Annotated in this window: 18 protein-coding genes; 6 read left to right on the forward strand and 12 right to left on the reverse strand. The window is 75.8% G+C overall.

The genetic code is table 11. The annotated features are described in order from the left end of the window. Nucleotides 1-22 precede the first annotated feature (22 nt). From ACI79I_RS20675 to ACI79I_RS20685, 3 genes are read left to right on the forward strand one after another with little or no spacing between them, the layout of a single operon-like run. A complete protein-coding gene (locus tag ACI79I_RS20675; RefSeq protein WP_456994194.1) occupies nt 23-2,866 on the forward strand; it encodes an FAD-binding and (Fe-S)-binding domain-containing protein in 2,844 nt (947 codons plus the stop codon). 29 nt (nt 2,867-2,895) lie between these two features. Next, nucleotides 2,896-3,381 carry a cation:proton antiporter regulatory subunit gene (locus tag ACI79I_RS20680; RefSeq protein ID WP_456994195.1) on the forward strand — a complete coding sequence of 162 codons (486 nt, stop codon included), beginning with the start codon at nt 2,896-2,898 and terminating at the stop codon, nt 3,379-3,381. Between the two features lie 10 nt (nt 3,382-3,391). Further along, the gene (locus ACI79I_RS20685) at nt 3,392-4,552 is read left to right on the forward strand and encodes a cation:proton antiporter (RefSeq protein ID WP_456994196.1); all 1,161 of its coding nucleotides are present in this window, start codon (nt 3,392-3,394) and stop codon (nt 4,550-4,552) included. Nucleotides 4,553-4,563: 11 nt separating this feature from the next. Here the strand turns inward: ACI79I_RS20685 and ACI79I_RS20690 are convergent, their stop codons facing one another. Beyond that, a complete protein-coding gene (locus ACI79I_RS20690) occupies nt 4,564-4,845 on the reverse strand; it encodes a hypothetical protein (protein ID WP_456994197.1) in 282 nt (93 codons plus the stop codon). 28 nt (nt 4,846-4,873) lie between these two features. On the opposite strand from ACI79I_RS20690, the gene ACI79I_RS20695 reads away from it, so the two are divergent. Beyond that, nucleotides 4,874-5,245: a hypothetical protein gene (locus ACI79I_RS20695; protein WP_456994198.1), complete on the forward strand. Its 372-nt coding sequence runs from the start codon at nt 4,874-4,876 to the stop codon at nt 5,243-5,245. A gap of 64 nt (nt 5,246-5,309) precedes the next feature. On the opposite strand, the gene ACI79I_RS20700 is transcribed toward ACI79I_RS20695, so the two are convergent. The 11 genes from ACI79I_RS20700 to ACI79I_RS20750 form a co-directional block, all read right to left on the reverse strand. Continuing rightward, nucleotides 5,310-5,924: a GDSL-type esterase/lipase family protein gene (locus tag ACI79I_RS20700; RefSeq protein WP_456994199.1), complete on the reverse strand. Its 615-nt coding sequence runs from the start codon at nt 5,922-5,924 to the stop codon at nt 5,310-5,312. A gap of 144 nt (nt 5,925-6,068) precedes the next feature. Further along, complete coding sequence (gene fabG / locus ACI79I_RS20705) at nt 6,069-6,839, reverse strand: 3-oxoacyl-ACP reductase FabG (RefSeq protein WP_456994200.1); 771 nt, start codon at nt 6,837-6,839, stop codon at nt 6,069-6,071. A gap of 122 nt (nt 6,840-6,961) precedes the next feature. Continuing rightward, complete coding sequence (locus ACI79I_RS20710) at nt 6,962-7,381, reverse strand: DUF350 domain-containing protein (RefSeq protein ID WP_456946611.1); 420 nt, start codon at nt 7,379-7,381, stop codon at nt 6,962-6,964. Nucleotides 7,382-7,461: 80 nt separating this feature from the next. Then, nucleotides 7,462-7,866: an AAA family ATPase gene (locus ACI79I_RS20715; RefSeq protein WP_456994201.1), complete on the reverse strand. Its 405-nt coding sequence runs from the start codon at nt 7,864-7,866 to the stop codon at nt 7,462-7,464. Nucleotides 7,867-7,980: 114 nt separating this feature from the next. Then, nucleotides 7,981-8,286: a hypothetical protein gene (locus ACI79I_RS20720; RefSeq protein WP_456994202.1), complete on the reverse strand. Its 306-nt coding sequence runs from the start codon at nt 8,284-8,286 to the stop codon at nt 7,981-7,983. A 48-nt stretch (nt 8,287-8,334) separates the two neighbouring features. Continuing rightward, on the reverse strand, nt 8,335-9,717 hold the full coding sequence (locus ACI79I_RS20725) for an AI-2E family transporter (RefSeq protein WP_456994203.1): 1,383 nt from the start codon (nt 9,715-9,717) through the stop codon (nt 8,335-8,337). 136 nt (nt 9,718-9,853) lie between these two features. Further along, a complete protein-coding gene (locus tag ACI79I_RS20730; protein WP_456994204.1) occupies nt 9,854-10,264 on the reverse strand; it encodes an ankyrin repeat domain-containing protein in 411 nt (136 codons plus the stop codon). 107 nt (nt 10,265-10,371) lie between these two features. Beyond that, entirely contained in the window at nt 10,372-11,118 is a 747-nt protein-coding gene (locus ACI79I_RS20735; protein WP_456994205.1) for a dienelactone hydrolase family protein, read from the reverse strand. A 37-nt stretch (nt 11,119-11,155) separates the two neighbouring features. Next, nucleotides 11,156-11,701 carry a hypothetical protein gene (locus ACI79I_RS20740; protein WP_456994206.1) on the reverse strand — a complete coding sequence of 182 codons (546 nt, stop codon included), beginning with the start codon at nt 11,699-11,701 and terminating at the stop codon, nt 11,156-11,158. 74 nt (nt 11,702-11,775) lie between these two features. Next, complete coding sequence (locus ACI79I_RS20745; protein ID WP_456994207.1) at nt 11,776-12,342, reverse strand: hypothetical protein; 567 nt, start codon at nt 12,340-12,342, stop codon at nt 11,776-11,778. A gap of 38 nt (nt 12,343-12,380) precedes the next feature. Next, the gene (locus ACI79I_RS20750; protein ID WP_456994208.1) at nt 12,381-12,848 is read right to left on the reverse strand and encodes a PPOX class F420-dependent oxidoreductase; all 468 of its coding nucleotides are present in this window, start codon (nt 12,846-12,848) and stop codon (nt 12,381-12,383) included. A 160-nt stretch (nt 12,849-13,008) separates the two neighbouring features. Between ACI79I_RS20750 and ACI79I_RS20755 the strand changes: the two genes are divergently transcribed. Then, the gene (locus ACI79I_RS20755) at nt 13,009-14,259 is read left to right on the forward strand and encodes an AI-2E family transporter (protein WP_456994209.1); all 1,251 of its coding nucleotides are present in this window, start codon (nt 13,009-13,011) and stop codon (nt 14,257-14,259) included. A gap of 83 nt (nt 14,260-14,342) precedes the next feature. After that, the gene (locus ACI79I_RS20760; protein WP_456994210.1) at nt 14,343-15,293 is read left to right on the forward strand and encodes a proteasome assembly chaperone family protein; all 951 of its coding nucleotides are present in this window, start codon (nt 14,343-14,345) and stop codon (nt 15,291-15,293) included. Nucleotides 15,294-15,437 lie beyond the last annotated feature (144 nt).

Here is a 15,437-nt window from a genome sequence, read left to right on the forward strand (position 1 = left end):
GTCCGGGCCGAGACTGGAGGGCGTGACCCGGTCCGCCGCACCCCCTGCCACCGACCTGCTCGCCGCGCTGCGCGGAGCCGGGATCGGTGACGTCGACGACTCCGGGCTGGCCCGGGCCCTCTACTCCTCCGACGGCTCGCTGTACCGGGTGTTGCCGCGGGCAGTGGTGCGGCCCCGGCACCCCGACGAGATTGAGGCGACCCTCGCCGTCTGCCGGGAGCTGGGCGTCCCGCTGACCGCCCGCGGCGCGGGCACCTCGATCGCCGGCAACGCCGTGGGCCCCGGCGTCGTGGTCGACACCAGCCGGTACCTCGCCCGGGTGCGTGCCATCGACCCGGAGGCCCGGACGGCGACCGTCGACCCCGGCGTCGTGCAGGCGGCGCTGCAGGCGGCGGCGCGGCCGCACGGCCTGCGCTTCGGCCCCGACCCGAGCACGCACAACCGCTGCACGATCGGCGGGATGATCGGCAACAACGCCTGCGGCTCCCGCGCCCTGGGCTACGGCCGGACGTCGGACAACGTGGTCGGCCTCGACGTCGTCACCGGCGCCGGCGAGCGGCTGACCCTCGGCCCGGACGGCGCCCCGGCCGGCGGGGTGCTCGGCGAGCTCCGGGCGCTGGTCGACGGGCACCTCGCACCCATCCGCACCGAGCTGGGCCGCTTCGGCCGGCAGGTGTCGGGCTACTCGCTGGAGCACCTGCTCCCAGAGCGCGGTTTCGACGTCGCCCGCGCGCTGGTCGGCAGCGAGGGCACCCTCGCCCTGGTGCTCGGCGCGACCGTGCGGCTGGTGACCGACGCCCCGTACCGGGGGCTGGTCGTGCTGGGCTACCCGTCCATGGCCGACGCCGCCGACGCCACCCCGGCGCTGCTGCGGCACGAGCCGACCGCGTGCGAGGGGCTGGACCAGCGCATCGTCCAGCGGCTGCGCGACGTCCCCGCCGCCGTCGTGCCGGACCTGCCCCGCGGCGACGGCTGGCTGATCGTCGAGCTGACCGGGGACTCGGTCGCCGAGATCGAGGCCAAGGCGAGGGGCGTGCTCGGCGACGCCGGAGGGCTGGACTCCCTGGTGGTCACCGACCCGGCCGAGGCCGCCGCCATCTGGCGGATCCGCGAGGACGGCGCGGGCCTGGCCGCTCGCACCTCCGACGGCCGCCCGGCACACGCCGGCTGGGAGGACGCCGCGGTGCCGGTGGAGCAGCTGGGCGCCTACCTGCGCGGCTTCGAGGCACTGCTGGACGAGCACGGCCTGCAGGGCGTGCCCTACGGCCACTTCGGCGACGGCTGCGTGCACGTGCGCATCGACTTCCCGCTGGGGCACGGCGAGGACCGCGGCCGGGCGGCCTACCGCTCCTTCGTGCAGGACGCCGCCCGCCTGGTGGCCCGCTTCGGCGGGTCGGTGTCCGGCGAGCACGGCGACGGCCGGGCCCGCAGCGAGCTGCTGGCGACCATGTACTCCCCCGAGGTGCTCGCGCTGTTCGAGCGGGTCAAGGGCCTGTTCGACCCCGGGGACGTTCTCAACCCCGGCGTCCTGGTGCGGCCGGCGCGGGTGGAGGACGACATCCGGGTGGCCGCCGCGCCGCGCCGGACCGAGCGCCTGGCGCTGGCCTACCGGCACGACGGCGGGGACTTCTCCGCCGCGGTGCACCGGTGCACCGGCGTCGGGAAGTGCCGCGCCGACCTGCAGGCCACCGGCGGGGTGATGTGCCCGTCGTGGCCGGCCACCCGGGAGGAGAAGGACACCACCCGCGGCCGGGCCCGGGTGCTGCAGGAGATGCTCGCCCCCGGCGGCCCGGTGCACGACTGGCGCTCGCCGGAGGTGCACGCCGCCCTGGACCTGTGCCTGTCGTGCAAGGGCTGCTCGCGGGACTGCCCCACCGGCGTGGACATGGCCTCCTACAAGGCCGAGGTGCTGCACCAGTCCTACCGCCGGCGGCTGCGTCCGCTCTCGCACTACACCCTCGGCCGGCTGCCGCGGTGGGCCGACCTCGCCGCCCGCGCGCCCCGGCTGGTCAACGCCGTGATGGCCTCCCGCCTCGGCGGCCGGCTGGCGAAGTGGGGTGCCGGGGTCGACCAGCGGCGCAGCCTCCCGGCCTTCGCCCCCCGCACCTTCCGGGCGGGCTGGGCGCAGCGGCCCCCGGCGAACCCGGACGCCGCGCCGGTCGCGCTGTGGGTGGACTCGTTCACCGACCACTTCGCCCCCGAGGTCGCCGAGGCCACCGCCGCGGTGCTCGAGGCCGCCGGCTACCGGGTGCAGGTGCCGCCCGCCGAGACCTGCTGCGGGCTCACCTGGATCACCACCGGACAGCTCGACGCCGCGCGACGCACGCTGGGCCGCACCGTCGAGCTGCTCGCGCCCCTGGTGGACGCCGGGGTGCCGGTGGTCGGGGTCGAGCCCTCCTGCACCGCGGTCCTGCGCGGGGAGGCGCTCGAGCTGGTCGGCGGGCCGGCCGCGGAGCGGGTCGCGGCGGGCACCCGCACCCTGGCCGAGCTGCTGCGCGAGACGCCGGGCTGGACACCGCCGTCCCTGGCCGGGGTCGAGGTCGTCGCCCAGCCGCACTGCCACCACCACGCGGTGCTCGGCTGGGCGACCGACGAGCGGCTGCTGCGCGCGGCCGGCGCCACCGTGCGTCGGGTGGGCGGCTGCTGCGGGCTGGCCGGCAACTGGGGCGTCGAGCGGGGCCACCACGAGGTGTCGGTCGCGATCGCCGAGCACCAGCTGCTGCCCGCCGTCCGGGAGGCCGGTCCGGACGCCGTCGTGCTGGCCGACGGGTTCTCCTGCCGCACCCAGCTCGACCAGCTCGCCGGCCGCCGCGCCCTGCACCTGGCCGAACTCCTGGCCGCCCGGCTGCCCTCCGGCGTCCGGTGAGCGCCGCCGCGGTCTGCCACGATGCGGCCGTGGAGCTCGAGGAGACGATGCTGCCGGGCGTGGGCGTCCGCTACGAGTTGCGGACCCGGGCGGGCCAGGTGCTGGCCATCGTCGTCCAGCGGGACGGCGGCGCCGAGGCCGCGGTCTACGACCGGCGCGACCCCGACCGGGCGCTCGGCGTCGTCCGCCTCGACGCCGAGGAGGTCGACGCGGTGGCCGAGGTGCTGGGCGCGCCGCGGCTCACCCAGCGGTTCGCCGACCTCTCCCGCGAGGTGCCCGGCCTGGAGTCCGGCCGGTTCCCGATCCCCGCCAACTCACGGTTCGCCGGGCGGCGGCTCGGCGACACGCGCGCCCGCACGCTGACCGGCTGCTCGATCGTGGCGATCGTGCGCGGCAGCGACGTCGTCCCCTCCCCCGGCCCCGACGACGTGCTGCGGGCCGGCGACGTCCTGGTCGCCATCGGGTCGGAGTCCGGGCTCGAGCAGCTGGAGCGCCGCCTGGCCGAGCAGGCGTAGGGCGCGGCTGGTGGAGCACGTCGCCGCCCTCCTGCTCGAGCTCGGCCTGCTCTTCCTCGGCCTCTCGCTGCTGGGCCTGCTGGCGCGACGGCTCGGGCTCTCCCCGATCCCCTTCGTGCTGGTGGCCGCGCTGGCCCTCGGGGAGGGCGGCGTCGTCCCGCTGGCCACGGCCCAGCCGTTCCTCGAGGCCGCCGCCGAGATCGGCGTCGTCCTGCTGCTGCTCGCGCTCGGGCTGGAGTTCTCCGCCGACGAGCTGTTCGCCTCGCTGCGCCGGCACGGTCCCTCGGGCTTGGTCGACCTGCTGCTCAACGCCCCACCGGGGTTCGTCGCCGGGCTGCTGCTCGGGTTGCCGTGGCAGGGCGCGCTGGCGCTGGCCGGTGTCACCTGGATCTCGTCGTCGGGGATCGTCGCCCGGCTGCTGGGCGACCTGGGGCGGCTGGCCAACCGGGAGACGCCCGCGGTGCTGTCGGTGCTGGTGCTCGAGGACCTCGCGATGGCGCTGTTCCTCCCGCTGCTGGTGGTCGCGCTCGCGGGCAGCGGCCCGGCGTCGGCCGCCGCCGGCATCGGGCTCGCCGTGGGCGCCGTGGTGCTCGTGCTGCTCGCCGCCCAGCGGCACGGCCAGCGGCTCGGCCGGCTGCTCGCCTCCGCGGACGACGAGCAGGTGCTGCTGCGGCTGGTCGGCCTGACCCTGCTGGTGGCCGGGCTCGCACAGTCCCTGGGCGCCTCGGCCGGGGTCGGGGCGTTCCTGGTCGGCCTGGCCCTGCCGGCCTCCTTCGCTGAACGGGCGCGGGCGATCCTCGGGCCGCTGCGGGACCTGTTCGCGGCCACCTTCTTCGTCGCCTTCGGTCTCTCCACGGACCCGGCCGCGATCCTGCCGGTGCTGCCCGCGGTGCTGCTGCTGGCGCTCGTCACGACCGGCACGAAGGTGGCCACCGGCTGGTTCGCCGCCCGCCGGGACGGGGTCGCGGTGCCCGGCCGGCTCCGTGCGGGGACCGCCCTGGTGGCGCGCGGCGAGTTCTCCATCGTCATCGCAGGCCTGGCGGTGACCGCGGGCGTGACCGACCTCGGCCCGGTGGCGACCGGCTACGTGCTCGTCCTCGCCGTCGCCGGCCCCGTGCTGACCCGGTTCGCCGACCCGCGTGCGCTGCGCGCTCCCCGCGGAACCGGCTGAGCCGTCGAGGGTCAGCGCCCTCGGCGCAGCCGCTCCACCACCGGGGCGGTCGACGCCGGCAGCAGCCGGGCCGCCGGCACCGGCGTCCGGACCTCGAGGTGGACGTCCTCCCCGATGCGGTAGGGCTGGGCCAGCACCACCGAGCCCAGCGTGCGGCGCAGCCGCGACACCTCGGCGCGCACGGTCACCGTGCGGGCCGGGTCGCCGAAGAGGTCCCCGGCGAGCTCGGCGGCCGACCGGCCGGCGCGGTGCTCGGCCAGGGCCAGCAGGATCTCGGCGTGCCGGAGGCTCAACCCGGCCGACCAGCTCCCGCTGGGACCGGTGACACGCCACCTCACCGAGGACGCCGTCGTCCTGGCCGACGGCACCGAGCTGCCGGCCGACCTGGTCGTCTACGCCACCGGCTACGGCTCGATGAACGGCTGGGCCGCCGACCTCATCTCGCAGGAGGTCGCCGACCGGGTGGGCAAGGTCTGGGGCCTGGGGTCGGACACCACCAAGGGCCCCGGCCCGTGGGAGGGCGAGCAGCGCAACATGTGGAAGCCCACCCAGCAGGAGGCGCTGTGGTTCCACGGCGGCAACCTGCACCAGTCGCGGCACTACTCGCTGTACCTGGCGCTGCAGCTCAAGGCCCGGCAGGTCGGCATCCCGACGCCCGTGTACGGCCTGGCGCCGGTGCACCACACCTGCTGAGGACGGGCCGCCACGATCGGGAGGACCCGCCCCCGGAGCGACCCGGACGCAGGCGCCGGACGACTCAGGCGGCGGACTCCCGGCGGGCGGCGGCCGCGGCGACCACGTGCGGGGTCAGCGCGTCGGCGATGTGCGCGTAGCCGGCCGAGGACGGGTGGAACCGGTCGGCGGAGAACAGTCCGGCGTCGGCGGAGAACGCGGCGGCCACGGCTGCGGACACCTCCGCGACCATCGCGCCGGCGGCCCGGGCGGCGGCGGCCTGCTCGCGCTGCAGCTGTTGGGAGGCGGTGCGCACCAGCGGGCGGTACGCCGGGGGCACGAACGGCACCATCGACATGTCCGGCGCCGGGACCACGAGCACGTCACTGCCGCTCGCGCGCAGGTCACCCACCGCCGCGCCGAGGGCGGCGGCGGCCTGCGCGGGCGGCACGAACCGGGCGAGGTCGTTGGCGCCGACCACCACGACGGCGAGGTCCGGTGCGAGCGGGACGGCGCGGCGGGCCTGCGCGGCGAGGTCCCGCGACACCGCGCCCGGGATGGCCAGGACGTGCAGGTCGACGTCGTAGCCGGCGCGGTCGAGGACGGTGGCCAGGCGGGGGCCGAGGGTGTCCTCGACGTGGGTGGCACCGGAGCCGTACGCGAGCGAGTCGCCGAGCAGGACGAGGCGCAGCGGGGTCATCCGTCCTCCCTTACCCACCGGGAGGGCCCGGACACGCAGCAGGGCCCGGCCGGAGATCCCGCCCGGGCCCTGCTGAGGTGCTGGAACGGCCCGTCCCGGGTCCCGCCCTGGGTCTGCGGAGGGTGGGGTGGACGGGGTCCTGCGTCAGGCCTTCGGGCCGCCCGCGGCGTAGACGACCTGCCCGGAGACGAAGCCCGCGCCCTCGCTGACGAGGAAGGACACCAGGTGGGCGATGTCCTCGGGCTGACCCACGCGCTGCACCGGGATCTCCTTGGCGGCCCCGGCGATGAAGTCCTCGAACGGGATGCCGATCCGCTCGGCGGTCGCCTTGGTCATCTCGGTCTCGATGAACCCGGGCGCGATCGCGTTGGCGGTGACGCCGAACTTGCCCAGCTCGATGGCGAGGGTCTTGGTGAAGCCCTGCAGCCCCGCCTTGGCCGTCGAGTAGTTGGCCTGGCCGCGGTTGCCCAGCGCGGAGACGCTGGACAGGTTCACGATCCGGCCCCACCTGGCCTCGATCATGTGCTTCTGCACCGCGCGGGTCATGAGGAAGGCGCCCCGCAGGTGCACGTTCATCACGACGTCCCAGTCGACCTCGGTCATCTTGAACAGCATGTTGTCGCGGGTGACGCCGGCGTTGTTCACCAGCACGGTGGGCGCGCCCAGCTCGGCGGCGACGCGTGCGACCGCGGCCTCCACCTGCTCGGCGTCGCTGACGTCGGCGCCCACGGCCAGTGCCCGGCCGCCGGCCGCCTCGATCGCCTGCACGGTGGCCTTGCCGGCGGCCTCCTCCAGGTCGAGCACGCCCACCGCGAACCCGTCCCGAGCCAGGCGCAGGGCGGTGGCCGCGCCGATGCCGCGCGCCGCCCCGGTCACGATGGCCACGCGGGCCCCGGTGCTGCTCGTCTCGCTCATCCCGATCCCCTTCGATGTCTGGCGCCGTACGGCTGCCCGGGGACACGGTACGGCGGCCCGTCCGCGGACCTACCGACCGGTAGGCCCCGGCGGGTCGCGGCGGCCCCGGAGGGGCCGGGGCGTCAGGGCCAGATGCTCGCGACGACGATCGCGGCGACGGAGAGCTGCACCGCCCCGAGCACCAGGCTGGCGGGGTGGAACGCCACCTCGGTGACGTGCGCGCCGAGCTTGCCCGGGGTGATCAGGTCCAGCACGAGGAAGGCGACCGCCTGCAGCAGGACACCCAGCACCCCGAAGACGACGGTGTAGAGCAACGCCTCCCCGAAGCCGCTGGTGGCGTTGGTCCAGATGGCGGCGAAGACGACCGCGCCCTGGCCGAGGAAGCCCGTGGAGAGCACGATGCCGGCGTTGACCGACCGCTCCTCGTGGATGTGCCGGCCCAGCCGGCCGGGCGTGAGCAGGTCGAGGACGACGAAGCCGAGGGTCAGCAACGCGATGCCGAGCGCGGTGTAGGCGACGGCGTAACCGATGCTGGCCAGCACGGGGACCTCCGGGGGTCGGGGACTCGGGTGGACAAGTCCTACCGCACCCGGGGACCCGGCCCCCGCCCGGCGTGCCGGGATCAGCCCTGGCGGACGACGTCCACCCGGTCGAAACCCTCCGCGACCGTCGGCGGGGCGAACCGCGCGGCCGTGCCGTACAGGCCGGCGAGGGGGACCCGGGCCCGGCCCTCGCGGCCGTCGTTACGGGCCACGCAGGTGGGGACCGGCGTGTCCACCCACACCGCGCGGACCGGGACGCCGGCCGACCGGGCCGCGGCCACCAGCGGTGCCCGGTCCTCGGCCGTCGGGTTGGTGTTGTCGACGACGACGCTGCGCCCCTCGGCGAGCAGCTCGTCGACCACGCGCCGCTGCCGGGCCTCGCGGCGGCGGGCGTTGGGCCAGTGGTCCTTGCTCACCACGGTGTGGGTGGCGGCGAGGTGCTCCCCGACCCAGGTGGACTTGCCACTGCCCTGGAGCCCGGCCATGACGACCAGCTCCGGGGCGGGGGCCTCACTCAGGCCGCGCCCCTCGGCGCGGGTGCTCGCACGGGGCCCCCGAGCCCCGTCCCGAGCCTGCGGGGGCGAGGACGGGGTGCGCCCTCACGCGGTCTTCCGCAGCTCGGTCACCGCGGCGTCGTCGTCCAGCGCCCGCCGCGGAGCGGGGTGCTCCACCAGCGCCAGGACCCGCCCGGCCATGAACCGCGCGGTGCGGACGGGGGTGCCGCCGCGGGTGGTCTCGGTGACCTCCACCAGCCCCCGGCCGTGGGTCACGTCCACCCGCCGTCCGGCGCGGGTGGCCTCGATGTCGTAGGTGCGGGTCGTGCCGCCGGCGTCGATCACGACCTCTACGCGGTCGCCCTTCATCTGTTCCTCCGAAGACGTCTCGCCGAGCGGTGTGCCCGACATGGAGACAACGTCCTCCGGGGGTGTGACATTCCGCGCTGACCTGCGCGTTCAGCCCTCCGAGCGGTCGCGTGCCGCGGCCGCGTCCTCGGTCTCCGGCGGCTCTGCCGCGGCGGCCGCCGTGCCGCTCGAGCGCCGTCCCGGCAGGTGCGGCTGCAGGGCGCGGACCGAGGCCAGCGCGGCCCGCCGGGCGTGGGCCCGCTGCCGGGCACGGCTGGTCCGCGGCGCCCGTGGCTCCTCCCGCAGCAGCGCGTCCAGCCAGTGCCCCCGCGGGTCGACGTCCACGAGCATCGCCTTGACCAGCAGGGTCAGCGGGATCGCCAGCAGCGCGCCCAGCGCGCCGAGCACCCACCCCCAGAACAGCAGGGCGACGAAGGTGACCGTCATCGACAACCCCACCGAGTCACCGACGAACCGGGGCTGGATGAGGGTCTGGACGACGAAGTTGAGCAGTGCGTAGACGGCCACGACGACCCAGAACTCCGTCCACCCGCCCGAGAGCAGGCCGAGGATGGCCGGCGGCACCAGCCCGAGGACGAAGCCGATGTTGGGCACGTAGTTGGTGATGAACGACAGCAGGCCCCAGATCACCGGGAGCGGGATGCCGATGATGGCCAGCGCGATCGCGTCGCCGATCGCGACGATGGCCCCGAACACCGTGCTGACCCACAGGTAGCTGCGGGTGCCGCGGGCGAACAGGCCCAGCGCGATGGGCAGGTGCGGGCGCTCGGCGGCGACCAGCCCCAGCCGCCGACCGAACCCGCCCGACTCGATCGCGAGGAACACGAGCGCGGCCAGCAGCAGGACCAGGGTGGAGGCGGCGTCGGTGGCCCGGGTCAGCACGCCGGTGGCCACCCCCACCAGCTGGCTGTAGTCGAACTGGGCGATGAGGTCGGAGAGCTGGCCGGAGACGATGCCCCGGTCGTTGAGGTCGGCCACCACCGAGGCGAGCAGCGCCTCGGCGGCACCGGCGTAGTCGGGCAGCAGGGCGGCGAACTGGGCGATCGAGACGATCAGCAGCGCGACGAAGGCGAGCAGGATCGTCCAGACCAGCACCAGCAGCACCGTGGCGCTGGCCCAGCGCGGCCAGCCGTGCCGTTGCAGGAAGCGCTGCACCGGCATGAGCGCGATGACGACGACCAGCGCCAGCAGCACGGGGCCGACCAGCCAGGCGATCGACCGGACGCCCGCGATGGCGATGGTCGCCGCGGCGGCCCCGCCGACCAGCACCAGCCAGCGCGGCAGCCCCCCCGGCGACGGGTCGGGGATCGGGTCGGGCACCTGGTGCGCCGCACCGTGCCCCGCCTCGGCGGCCCGGGCGGCGACCACCGTGGCGTCCTGGACGCCGCCGGCCTCGGCCGGGGTCAGGGCGCGGGTGCTCCCGGGAGGCGGGACCTCCGCCCCGGCCCCCGCCAGGTCCTGGTGCGCGACCATCCTCGTCCCGCCCGCTCAGCGTGCGCGGCCGGGCACCGGCCCGCCGGACGTCTCGACGTCGAGCATGTGCACTCCGCCCTCCCCCTCGGGCCGCCGCCGTACCCGCGGACCAGACTGACATGCCTGGCCGGCCGGGTCAGGAGCGCGCACCGTCCAGCAGCGCGGCCATCGCCGGGAGGTCGAAGAACGCGGCCGTCTCCCGCGCGGTCGGCCCGCCCCCGTCCGGGTCGGCGCCGGCGGCCAGGAGGTGGCGCACGGTCGCCTCGGACTGCTTGAAGACCGCCGCGGCCAGCGCCGTCTGACCCCGGTCGTTGACCCGCGACGGGTCGGCACCGGCGGCCAGCAGCGCGGCCACGGTCTCCGGGTGGCCGTGGTAGGCCGCCAGGATGAGCAGCGTGTCGCCCTTGTCGTTGGTCAGGTTGGCCGGCACCCCGGCGTCCAGGTAGGCCACCAGCTCCTCCGTGGCACCCCCGCGGGCGAGGTCGAAGACGCGGGCCGCCAGCTCGATGACCCCGGGGTCGATCCCCCCGCCGTGCTGTTCGCTCACGGCGCCGAGCCTAGGAGGTACCCCGCGCACCGGACCGACGCCGGGCCGCCTGCTCCGGGAGGGCCCGCTCCCCGCCCGAGGCGCTCGCGGCGCTGCGCCCGCCGTCGTCAGCCGGTGGCGACCCGGTCGGTGAGCGCGAGCACCCGGCGCCAGACGTCGGCGCAGGCGTCGGCCCAGTCGCCGTACGCGCGGTCGAAGAACGAGTGCGGGGCGCCGTCGTAGACGGCGGTCTCCACCTCGGCGCCGCCGGCCCGCAGCTGCTCGGCCAGCGCGAGCTGGTCCTCCAGCGGCGTCGCGGCGTCCGCGCCGGCGATGACCATGAGCGTCGGGCGCGTCGCCACGGCCTCGCCGACCATGGCCGGCCGCCCGTAGAAGCCGATGCACGCCGCCAGGTCCAGGTCCCCGCCCGCGAGCCGCCACGAGTGGCTGCCGCCGAAGCAGAACCCGACGGTCACCACCGGCAGGTCGGGCCGGGTGCGCTCCCGCAGGTGGGCGATCGCCGCGGCCACGTCGGCGTCCACGCCCGCCGGCGTGGTCTGCGGGATGTGGGTCTGCCACTCGAAGTCCTGCTCGCGCGTGCCGGTCGGCGGCAGCTCCGCCGTCCGGCCGAAGTAGTCGACGGCGACGGCAGGCAGGCCGGCCTCGGCGAACCGCTCGGTCAGGGCCACGTAGTAGGGGTGCAGGCCGCGGATGTCGGGCAGGACCACGACCCCCACCCGGGCCGGCTCCGCCGGCGCGGCGTGGGCCGCGGCGAACTCGGTGCCGTCAGCGGCGGTGAGCGTCAGCGTGCCGCGCTCGGCGACGGCGCCGGTCCTCGGCGGCGCCGGCGGGCGGCTGTCGGTGTCGTGGCACATGCACCGTTCCTACCTGCGCCGACGGCGCGGCGCCCGCTCAGGTGTCGGCGGCCTCGTCGGCGGCCCCCGGGCGCCCGCCGAACACGCTCGCGGCGACCTCCCGCCGGACGTCGGCCAGCCAGTGGTGCTGCTTGTCGGCCTGCTCGATCAGGCGGTGGAACAGCTCGGCGTCGACCCGCTCGTCGGTCTCCCCCAGCGCGCGCAGGGTCTCGAAGCCGGCCCGCTTGGCCAGCACGGCGGTGGCGATGAACTCGAACTCGACCAGGTCCGACAGCGGGGAGCGCGAGAGGAGGTGGCCGTTGAGCTTCAGGCGGGTGAGCTTCTCCCCGACCCAGGTCGCCACCTGCTTGTACTGGCGCACCGGGATGCCGAGGGCCTGCATCGTGCCGCGCAGAGCGGACCGCTCCTCCTGCAGCTCGCCGAGCAGCTCGGTCAGCCGGGCCTCGTACGCGGTGCCCCGGTGCTGCCCGAGCATGCGGCGGACCAGCTCGATGCCCCCGGTGGCGGCGGCCAGGTGGTCGTTGGTGTAGACGGTGAGCAGCTCGGCGTTGCGGAGCCCGGCGGGCGCGGACGGCTCGGACACGGTTCTCCCTGGAGCGCTGGACGGCGGTGGCGCCCCATTCTCACCGGTCGGTGATCATCGCGCTCGACGGCGGATCAGCCCGCGGCCCGGGCGAGCAGCCGGGCAGCGGTCGGGCGCAGCTCCCGCTCCAGCTCCCACAGCCCGGCGGCCAGCCGCTGCCCGACCGCCTGGCGGGAGATCCCGAGGGAGGCGGCGGCCTGGGCCTGCGTGCGGCCGGCCCCGACCAGCTCGATCGCCTCCCACGCCGGCGCGCTGCGCCGCTGCACCAGGACCGCGAGCGCGGTCAGGACCGCCTGGGCGTCGCCGGCGTCGGACGGGACCACGCCACGCACGGCCAGCCGGGTGCTGCGCTGCCGGGCCGCGTCCACCGCCCGGCGGGCACCCAGGACGGCCGGCCCGCTGCTGCGCAGCCCGTCGGGGTGCGGGCCGGCGCCCACGCCGACGTCCCACCCGCCCTCACGGACGAGGCCGAGGACCACGTCGACGACGACGACGGGGTCGGCCAGGACACCGGAGAGCTCCCGGTCCCCCGTCCGCTCGACGGGCAGGACCGCCGGGACCGTCGTGGCGAGCCGCGAGACGGCGGCGGCCGGGTCGCCGCGGCCGCCGTCCCGCCGGGCTGCGGTCAGCACGAACGGCACCGCGCAAGCCTGTCAGCTTTCCCCCGCGCGGGCCAGCACTACATCCGCGCGGCCACCTCGGGCGGGAAGCCGCCGGTCGCGACCGGCCCCCACCGCTCGACGGTGATCCGCAGCAGCGACTTGCCCTGCCGGGTCATCGCGGCGCGGTACTCGTCCCAGTCGGGGTGCTCGCCGCTGATGGAGCGGAAGTAGTCGACCAGCGGCTCGAGGGCGTCGGGCAGGTCGAGCACCTCGGCCCGGCCGTCGATCTGCACCCAGGGGCCGTCGAAGTCGTCGGAGAGGACGCAGAGCGACACGGCGGGGTCGCGGCGGGCGTTGGCCACCTTCGCCCGCTGCGGGTAGGTGGAGACGACGACGCGCCCCTCGCCGTCCAGGCCGCAGGTGACCGGCGAGAGCTGCACGCCACCTCCGCTGCGGCGGGTGACCAGCACGGCCTTGTGGCGGGGACGGAGGAACTCCTCCAGCGCGGCCCGGTCGACCCGGTCGGCTGTCGCGGTCTTCGGCATGGGACCGACGCTACGACGCGGGCCCGGTGATCGTTTCCGGTCGGCCGAGAACGGACATCCACGTGCCGTGGTCAAGCGTCTGCAGCTCCGCTCGTCCGGCCGATCCGGCTCCGCGCCCGGAGCTGCCGACGAGACGGCCGAGCGTCCCGACGGGGGTGGCGTGGACCCCGCCGTCACCCCCGGCCCGACCCTCGGGGTCGCCGCCAGCCCGGCTCCCAGCCCCGAGCGCGGCCCGCGCCTGCGGAAGGGGGTCCGGGCGCTGGCCGTGGCCTCGGCACAGCTGCTGCTGATCGCCGCGGGCGTCGTGGTCGTCGGCTGGGTGCTCGGCAAGCTGTGGCCGGTCCTGCTGCCGGTGATCCTGGGCCTGCTGTTCGCCACGGTGCTGTGGCCACCCGCCCGGCTGCTGCGCCGGCTGCACTTCCCGCCGGCGCTGGCCGCCCTGGTCGTGCTGCTCGCGTTCCTCGGGGTGATCGTCGGCCTCTTCGCCTGGATCATCCCGCAGGTGGCCGACCAGTCCGGCGAGCTGGCCGACGCGGCCACCGCCGGACTGCAGGACCTGCAGGAGTGGGTGACCGGACCACCGCTCAACCTCGGCCAGGACCAGATCGGCCAGGGCGTCGACCAGGTCATCAACACCGTCCAGAACAACGCGCAGAACATCGCCGGCTACGCCCTGACCGGGGCCACGGCGGTCGGCAACGGACTGCTCAACCTGGTGCTCGCGCTCGTCCTGGCGTTCTTCTTCATCAAGGACGGCCCGCGCTGGCTGCCGTGGCTGGCCGCACAGACCGGCCCGAAGGTCGCCCCGCACGTGGCCGCGCTGTCCTACAAGACGTGGAGCACCCTGTCGGAGTTCATCCGTCAGCAGGCCCTCGTGGGGTTCGTCGACGCCTTCTTCATCGGCCTCGGGCTGTGGATCCTCGACGTGCCGCTCGTGCTGCCCCTGTCGGTGCTGACCTTCCTCGGCGCGTTCATCCCGATCATCGGCGCGTTCGTGGCCGGCGCGTTCGCCGTGCTCATCGCCCTGGTCAGCAACGGCTGGCAGACGGCGCTCATCGTGCTGGTCATCGTCCTGCTCGTGCAGCAGCTCGAGGGCAACGTGCTGCAGCCGATCCTCCAGGGGCGCGGGCTGAACCTGCACGCGGCCGTGGTGATCCTCGCGGTCACCGCCGGCGGCAGCCTGTACGGCATCCTCGGCACCTTCCTCGGCGTGCCCGTGGCCGCGATCATCGCCGTCGTCTACCGGTACGTCCGCGACGAGCTCGACGGACGCTCACCCGAGGTCGGTGCCGACGGCACGCGGGCGCAGCTGTCCAGTGACGCGTCAGGGACGACGGTGGTGCGGGAGCGCGTCGACGTGGCATCCGGCGACCGCCCTCCACCCGACTCGACGGACGACGACGGCCGCTGAGCTCCCCGCACGGGTGAGCCGGGAATGCCCGCCGCCTGCGGCGGGCTGACACCGACAGACCCCGAGAACGAGGAGGCATCCCCGTGGCGCACCGTCCGGAGGAGCTCGTCGAGCTGCTCCCCGAGGCCGAGCCGTTCCTCGCGCGCGAGGCGGAGGTGACCGGGGCGGCGCACCGCCGCGGCCTGGTCCTCGTCCACGACCTCGCCGGTGAGTTCGACGCCGCGCACGCCGGTGCCCTCGCCGGCTCCCACCTGCTGGCCGGCCTGTCGCACCAGGTCATCGCCCGGTTCGACGTCGACAGCCTCGTCGACTACCGCGCCCACCGGCCCCGGATGACGTTCAACGGCGACCGGTACGAGTCGTTCACCGCGCCGGAGATCGTGCTGTACGCGGTGGAGGACGACGCCGGCGAGCCGTTCCTCCTGCTGCACGGCGCCGAGCCCGACTTCGCCTGGGAGCGGTTCGTGGCCGCGGTGAGCTGGCTGGTCGAGCGGCTCGGCGTGACGTCGGTGGTCGCGCTGCAGGCCATCCCCATGCCCGTCCCGCACACCCGCCCGGTCACCGTCACCGCGCACGCCACCCGGCGGCAGCTCATCGAGTCCTACCCCGTCTACTGGGGCGAACTGCGCATCCCCGGCAGCGTCGCGGCGCTGCTGGAGCTGCGCCTGGGCGAGGCCGGCGTCGACGCGTTCGGCGTGGCCGCCCACGTGCCGCACTACCTGGCCCAGGCCACCTTCCCGGCCGCCTCGCTGACCCTGCTGGAGCACCTCACCCGGCTCACCGGGCTGCACCTGCCGACCGAGACGCTGCGGGAGGCCGCCGAGGCCCACCGCACCGAGGTGGACGAGCAGATCGGCCACTCTCCCGAGAACGTCGCCGTCGTCGCGGCACTCGAGCAGCAGTACGACCAGTTCGCCGCCGCCCGGGAGGGTTCGGACCTGCTCAGCGACCTCGGCGAGGTACCCAGCGGCGACGAGCTCGGCGCGGAGTTCGAGCGGTTCCTCGCCGAGCAGGAGCGCCGTCGCGGGGAGTGAGCGAGGCGCGCCTGTGATCGCGGGGAGTGAGCGAGGCGCGCCTGTGATCGCGGGGAGTGAGCGAGGCGCGCCTGTGATCGCGGGGAGTGAGCGAGGCGCGCCTGTGATCGCGGGGAGTGAGCGAGGCGCGCCTGTGATCGCGGG

This window comes from Geodermatophilus sp. SYSU D01105 (assembly GCF_054050095.1).

Bases quoted from the DNA above. Each gene is read 5' to 3' on its own strand.
- fabG (WP_456994200.1), bottom strand. From the start codon at position 6,839: ATGAGCGAGACGAGCAGCACCGGGGCCCGCGTGGCCATCGTGACCGGG.
- ACI79I_RS20750 (WP_456994208.1), bottom strand. From the start codon at position 12,848: ATGCCGAAGACCGCGACAGCCGACCGGGTCGACCGGGCCGCGCTGGAG.
- ACI79I_RS20735 (WP_456994205.1), bottom strand. From the start codon at position 11,118: ATGTGCCACGACACCGACAGCCGCCCGCCGGCGCCGCCGAGGACCGGC.
- ACI79I_RS20715 (WP_456994201.1), bottom strand. From the start codon at position 7,866: ATGGCCGGGCTCCAGGGCAGTGGCAAGTCCACCTGGGTCGGGGAGCAC.
- ACI79I_RS20720 (WP_456994202.1), bottom strand. From the start codon at position 8,286: ATGTCGGGCACACCGCTCGGCGAGACGTCTTCGGAGGAACAGATGAAG.
- ACI79I_RS20725 (WP_456994203.1), bottom strand. From the start codon at position 9,717: ATGGTCGCGCACCAGGACCTGGCGGGGGCCGGGGCGGAGGTCCCGCCT.
- ACI79I_RS20700 (WP_456994199.1), bottom strand. From the start codon at position 5,924: ATGACCCCGCTGCGCCTCGTCCTGCTCGGCGACTCGCTCGCGTACGGC.